Annotated in this window: 5 protein-coding genes and 3 pseudogenes; all 8 read right to left on the bottom strand. The window is 30.3% G+C overall.

Going from position 1 to position 6,073, the window contains the following annotated elements; translation table 11 throughout:
• Nucleotides 1-165: 165 nt before the first annotated feature.
• A pseudogene (locus ACQKMD_RS21465) lies at nt 166-624 on the bottom strand (HugZ family protein); the annotation flags it as partial.
• Nucleotides 625-747: 123 nt separating this feature from the next.
• A pseudogene (locus tag ACQKMD_RS21460) lies at nt 748-1,032 on the bottom strand (transposase); the annotation flags it as partial.
• Nucleotides 1,033-1,459: 427 nt separating this feature from the next.
• The gene (locus ACQKMD_RS21455) at nt 1,460-2,101 is read right to left on the bottom strand and encodes an ABC transporter ATP-binding protein (RefSeq protein WP_427754571.1); all 642 of its coding nucleotides are present in this window, start codon (nt 2,099-2,101) and stop codon (nt 1,460-1,462) included.
• Between the two features lie 813 nt (nt 2,102-2,914).
• Complete coding sequence (locus tag ACQKMD_RS21450) at nt 2,915-3,721, bottom strand: hypothetical protein (protein WP_427754569.1); 807 nt, start codon at nt 3,719-3,721, stop codon at nt 2,915-2,917.
• A complete protein-coding gene (locus ACQKMD_RS21445; RefSeq protein WP_427754567.1) occupies nt 3,702-4,481 on the bottom strand; it encodes a hypothetical protein in 780 nt (259 codons plus the stop codon). The genes ACQKMD_RS21450 and ACQKMD_RS21445 overlap by 20 nt, the downstream gene beginning before the upstream one ends.
• 105 nt (nt 4,482-4,586) lie before the next feature.
• Nucleotides 4,587-4,979, bottom strand: coding sequence for a hypothetical protein (locus tag ACQKMD_RS21440; RefSeq protein WP_427754566.1), 393 nt, complete (start codon nt 4,977-4,979; stop codon nt 4,587-4,589).
• 313 nt (nt 4,980-5,292) lie between these two features.
• Nucleotides 5,293-5,753: pseudogene (locus ACQKMD_RS21435) on the bottom strand (transposase); the annotation flags it as partial.
• A gap of 170 nt (nt 5,754-5,923) precedes the next feature.
• On the bottom strand, nt 5,924-6,073 hold a 150-nt coding region (locus tag ACQKMD_RS21430; protein ID WP_427754573.1), incomplete at its 5' end, for a transposase.

The following is a 6,073-nucleotide window of genomic DNA, read 5'->3' as shown; positions in this document are numbered from 1 at the left end:
TATTCGGTCGCACAGCAAACTAGGCTATCAAAGTCCGGTCGCTTATAAAAACTTAGCCCTTAAAAAAGTTGTTTGATTTAGTGTTGACATACCACTACGCTTATATCGAAGATTGTTTAATTATTTAAAGCTCAGTAGTAGAGAATCACTTCATTAAAATGAAGCTTATTTATCCTTTTTTTCTACAACTACATGTTCAAATTTTTCGCCTAATAAATCGATATCAAACGCTTGACCGAAGCCAATTACATAGCGACCTTCTTTTGGCGTAAGTTCAAATAAAGATAGATCCAACCCTCGTAAAACGCCCATCATTGGTGCGCTGTGGTTCTTTTCGAACTTAGCAAAAATTTCTTCATATCCATCATTTCCAACATTCTCTGCCACACATTGAAAACGAACTCGTTCACGTGCAAATAAGTTAGGGGAATCTTGCTCATCTGTAATCATCATGATACTTATCAAATTATTTGCTTCAATAAATTTATAATGGTCTGTAATTATGCTTATATAAATATAAATCTTCCCATCATGCTGAACATACGGTGCATAACTAGTAAATGGATCACCATTGTCATCCTTGCTGCTGATGACAACTGTCTTACACTTATTTATAAACTGTAAATATTGTTCCTTCTTTTTAGTGATATCAATTTGTTTTACCATTTGTTTGCCCCCTATTATTGTGTACTCACTCGTGAAATCCCTAATAAGTTTATACGTGGTTTCCCATGCTGAAAATGTGAATTGTGTGAAGACGGGATCATGTGTGAGTTGATCCGCTGCGTCATCCTCATGATAGCCAGCGATTAATTGATAGATTTTTTGACGAAGCAGCTGTTCGTTTGGGTGCATACAAAAAGAACGTTCATCTTTTAAGTGGAGATGTTTGGCGATAGTTTGTGAAAAACCGATTTTTTCGTCAAACTCACGGAATAAAAATTGACCTGTATCTGAAGATAATTCGCCGCCATCGTTGGATAATTTCAGTTGGCGGTTGAAATGAAGCGTCGTTTGCGGTAATCTACTCATTAGAAGAATCCTTTCTATTAGTTAGTTCTTAGTCGATTTAACCTTAACAGAAGTGGATTCTTTTTTCACTTTTTAAGTGAAGTAGAAAAACCCACTGAAAACCTGACTCATCAGCTTTTTAGTGGGTTTTTCTGTTGATTGGTGAATAATCTAGGTTAAAAGCTATTTTTGTTCATTTTGATTAAATGTTTTCTTAATCAAATTTCGTCATTCCATCTATTGTGTTTTCCTCATTATAAAAAACTGCCTTATAAGGTAGACTTTTTAAAATTGTCTACTTTATAAGGTATGTTTTATTTAAAGCCTATAAATGGATTTTTTAAAGAGTATCTGGAATAATGCGCTTGTTTACATTGAGGGTTTAACCTATTTTTGAATTTACAGGAGTTTCCGCTCTTTAAACTGTACTAAATCAAGTACATTCTTGTTATGAGGATAAAACATTTAACTGTCCATTTTCCATCTTATAAACTTTATCACAAAGTAAAGATATATCTTCAGGATTATGACTTGTCAATAAAATGGTTATATCCCTTTTTTTATAGTTAATTATCATGTTTCTAAAATCTTTTACACCTGCTTCATCTAAACCGTTCATTGGTTCATCTAAAATTAATAACTTTGGTTTTTCCATAATTGCTTGTGCAATACCAAGCCTTTGCTTCATTCCTAATGAGTATTTACGTACCATTGTGTTATCGTCTGGGTCTAATCCTACAAAGCTTAAGACCTCTTTAATTTCTTCATCATTTATTTTATTTTGAATGGAACTGAGCAATTTTAAATTGCGAAATCCAGAATAATGAGGAAGGAAACCACCAGTATCTAAAAGTGCACCGAAATCTTTAGGAAAATTTCCTTTTCCAATATTATCATTAAATATTTTTATAGTACCTTCACTTGGAACTAATAATCCAGCTATTGTTTTAAATAACAAACTTTTCCCTGAACCATTTCTACCAATTATTCCGTAAATTCCAGGGCAATCTATTCTTAAGTTAATATCTTTTAGTAATAGTCGACCATCCATTTTTTTTGACATATTTTGAATATGAAGTATTGAAGTCATTAGCCTTAGTTACCCCTTTAAATTATATTTTCAATATATTTTCTCTTCTACAGTTAAAAACTATAAAAATTAAAAAATATATAAATAGAACGTAAGACAACAAAGATAAGTAATACCATGTAAAAGAAATTTTATTTATTTGCTGAAAAGCAAATAAACTATAGGTAAATGGGTTCCATTCCAATACACTAGGAAATGCATTTCCAAAAGTAACAGCAGAAATTATACAAACTATTGTTAATAAAAATGCTGCTATAGAATTATGAATCAAAAAAGAAAATAATGTATTAAGTAATATTAAAAGATAAATAGATAAAATAAATATAAAAAATTGGTGAACAAGAAACAGCCAACTAGCGCTATTAGATAAAGAATATATTAGTATTTCACTGTCTATTCCTATTTTACTTGGTATAGGTATTAGATAGACGATTATGCCTGTTACAATAAAACCAATAAGTAAACTAAATACAATAAATAGAAAGACCACAAAAAATAAGCTATGAAACCAATATGTTAAATTCCCCATTCTCATTAAATAATAGATAGGACTTTCTTTTAACTCCTTATTTATAAAGGAATTTACTATTAATAAAAGTGGCAACAACAATAAAATCCAGCGAAATAAATCTAAATTAATATTTATAGGTAAAAAAAACATAAAGGAAATCGCCTTTATTTCATCGGATGGGATTAAATCGAAATATGTGGTCCAAACAAGGTAAATATTTAAAATAAAAGTGAGTACTATAAACATTAAATATTTAGGAGTAAGTAGGTTATAAGAGTAGTATCTAATCAATTTAAAGAACACTAGCTTTCTTTTCCTTTCGTTATATCCATATCTAGTTTATTAATAACGAGATAACCCGCTATATATATAATCATAATTAAAAATGCCCAATAGAAAAATATTCCAAAGGGATAATCTACTCGATCTGAATGGGTCATATATATATATTGGAAAACATTGATCCGATTATAAAAAAGATAGTACGAAATATTTTCTAATTGAGATAACCTACCAACAATATTGATACTATTCAATGCAAACAAAAATAAAAATGATATAAATATCTTCCCTGTTATTAAAAAAACTACATAATAGAGTAAACCAGAGAAAAATAAAAATAACCATAACAATAACACTGTAGTAATAATAAGAATTAGAGGCTTGAAATTGACTAAAAGCTCATGATGAAATGAATAAAAATGAATGGCATACTCACTCCACTTATTATTGATATCCAGAACTAGCAATGATTCTAAAATCATTACTGCAATTAATAATATACAAAACACGGTAACAAATTTGGAGATTAACACCACATTATGGGTATACCAAGCCTTTTTACTCTTAAATCTAACGATTAAATAATTTTGTATATGACCTACGGAGAAAAAAGATGTAATGGCAATTAAAAATATTGGTGATATGCAATAGAAAAGTGCATGAAAGTCTGTTACGGACAATAAAAAATCTGCTAGGTTTCCCTTTTTTATTAATGTTTCCCTAAGTAAATAAAAGGAGTACAGCAATAATATGCTTAAGATTAGAATGTATTCTTTTTTTAAAAAGTAAATAGCGTTTAATTCATTTCTAGATGTTTTTCTCCTCAAACTTTTTAGATCCTCCTATAAAAAATACTATTATACTCAAAATAATTAGGATTCCCCCATAGAACATTCTTTGACCAAACGTCATTCCGTAATCAACATCGTAAAAAGCTACAATATTTAAATAAGTATTGAATTTTGATAAAACAGTAGCTGAAATAATAAAATAGATGAAAGGAACTAAGATAGCGACATATTTATTATTCATAATGGCAGAAACGCCTAATCCAAAAGTAGAAAATATTAATCCGCATAAAAATAAAATTCCTAAAATAATCAACAGCATGAGTATTGGTGAATTCACTCCGACACTTTTAAAATAACTTATCGTCTCTAATTGTTCCTTTATCATTGGTGAACCAAATATCATCTTATTAATTAATAGATAGATAATCGCAATAAATGGCCCAATGAACACAACGAATCCACCTACAAGGCTATTGACACACAACTTAATAATCATATAATTGATTTTATTTTTTCTTATATAAACATATCTATTGAACCCTGATAAACTATCAGTTTTATAGGATGTAGCAAATGGAATGCATGCAAGTATCGGAAAAGCAATAATTAAAAAATTACTCGTTCCTGAATTATAACCTTGTAAAAACGCATATAATATAGAAACATCGCCACTTGCGATCCATTTTAATGATTCAAACATGCCCCAAAACATTAAAATGATTGATAATATTACAGATAAGAGTGTTGCCTTAGAAAAAAAGGCCCTTCTAAATTCTTCTTTTATATATGTATTCACTGAAACACCTCATTTTTGATTAAATATCACTATATTTGTAAAAAATCATGTTCCCTTTTAAATGTTCCCGTGACTATAATCACTCAAAAATTTCGAATAAATCTATTAATTCGGTGTCCATTCACCTTTTGTATATACAGAACTTATAGTTCCAACAGAAGTAGAAATATTCAAGTGTAGATCTTTACCTTTTTGTGTACTAGCAGATGAATAATCCATTATTTTAGTACCAGTAGATGTATAACTTACTTTACTTGTAACATTGCTTCCTGACGAATTTTCAACCCAAGATACTAATTTGTCATTATCAATTCTTGATACGTCATTATAAGCAGACCCAGTAGTTGCTTTTTTTAATGGACTTGACTCATAATCATTAAAAATGGGAACAGTTGTACTATAACCCTTGTAAGTTGCTGCCTGAGCATATGTACCTAAACCAACAGCAACTACACCTACTGCAGCAATTGTTGAACATAATTTTTTAATTTTCACCATTATAAATTCTCCTCACTTAATAAAAAAATATAAAACCATATATTATAGTCACGGGTAACGATATTATCCTACCATATTTTTGGGGTTTTTCCTATTATTTTTTGATTTTTTTTCCGAATTCTCCAAAAAACACTAAAATTAAGCGATAAAAGAAGTTATAAATAGTAAAAAATAAATATCTATGGCTATTTTTTACATGCATCTCGGTTGTACCCCTATTAAAGCCCCTTAACCAAAATAAAGTATACCCTCTGTAAAATCGTAGGCAGTTTTAAGAAGATGATTTCTGTATTGTACGAGGCTACTGAAAAACTTACTTTCTTATAAGCCATCGTCCTATTCCTTTGCTTATTTTTACTCTTTTTCTTTCAAGGGCATGAGAAGCCGTTTTAAGGTTTACCGCGAAAATCGCAGTGGCTCCTTGAATTTCCATGCCAAATAGACCTGCTGATGATGCAGTATCATACCCGTGCCGATTTTTGAGCCCGCTATTCTTCGCTTCATTTTATAGCGTGTTTTCGCAATTTCTTTATGCATCTGTCTGTTAGAATGCTAATTGTTCTGTATGCTCTATAGATTAATAGAATACGTTTTACTCTTCACCCTGTCTTTGTAACATTGATCCAGCATTGGACAGACTTTGCACTTTTCAATGTCAAAATAATAAACAGTTTGTTGATTAGCACCTTGATTTTTCTTACCTATACGTGCTTTACGAATTGCTAAATGACCTGTTGGACAAACAAACATCTCTGCATCTTTATTTAACCTGAATTATTCATAATGGTTTAAAGTTTTAAGATTTTCATGAGATTTTTCGTGTTATGGACAATTTGTACGTAGGAAACACCTTTGATAGAAAAGTTTTGAAAAGATATTGTGAGAAAATCGATTTTTGGGCAGACTTCACCCTTGGTGGGAGTTCGATTTTTAAATGAGACGATTTAGTTAAATTTTAATTGTTGTACTCTGGTCAAGACATCCCAAAAGAAGCGGGTGTAGACGAAGCTCGACGATAATTTGAAATGGAGAGAGCGCCCAGATTTCACTAATTTACTCGCTACTTTAATCAGACGTGTACGAATCGTTTGGAT

This window comes from Viridibacillus sp. NPDC096237 (assembly GCF_050278625.1).
Taxonomy (GTDB): Bacteria; Bacillota; Bacilli; order Bacillales_A; family Planococcaceae; genus Viridibacillus.
The sequence above is the reverse complement of the archived record's forward strand: the minus strand, read 5'-3'. Positions and strand labels throughout refer to the sequence as shown.